Source organism: Streptomyces chisholmiae (assembly GCF_031845445.1).
Taxonomy (GTDB): domain Bacteria; phylum Actinomycetota; class Actinomycetes; order Streptomycetales; family Streptomycetaceae; genus Streptomyces; species Streptomyces chisholmiae.
Genome location: NZ_JAVREO010000274.1, coordinates 1 through 410 on the forward strand (window position 1 = coordinate 1; position 410 = coordinate 410).

Annotated in this window: 1 pseudogene; it reads right to left on the minus strand. The window is 73.7% G+C overall.

Annotated elements, in window-relative coordinates:
• Positions 1-194, minus strand: a pseudogene (locus RM844_RS33170) (hypothetical protein); the annotation flags it as partial.
• Positions 195-410 lie beyond the last annotated feature (216 nt).

A 410-nucleotide genomic window follows, 5' to 3' on the forward strand; every position in this document is an offset into this window, starting at 1 on the left:
AGCTCGATCGCTTCACGTATGGCCGACCGGACGGTGTTGCGTGACACGTTCAGCGCCGACTGGAAGTCGGCGTAGCTGAGCCGCACTTCACACGCCGGGGTGCGCACCTGATCCGCCACTGCCAGCAGCGCGACACGGGCGTTCCCGCGCGCCTGGGAGTGCTTCCACACCCAGCCCATGGCGTCGAGGCTCATGACCGCCTCCCGACGGCCGCCGAGGTGGCGGCCCGCCGGTCTGGGGTGCGGGGGATGCTCACGAACGGCTCTCGCTATCTGGTGGTGCCGACTGGGTGGTCGTGGTGCGTGGGGCCGCCGGGGCACGGGAAGGGCGTGCCCCGGCGGCCATCCGCGCGGCGGGTCACCCGGCGCGGGGTGCGGGTGCGGCGGGTTCGCGGCTGGCGGCGATGACGC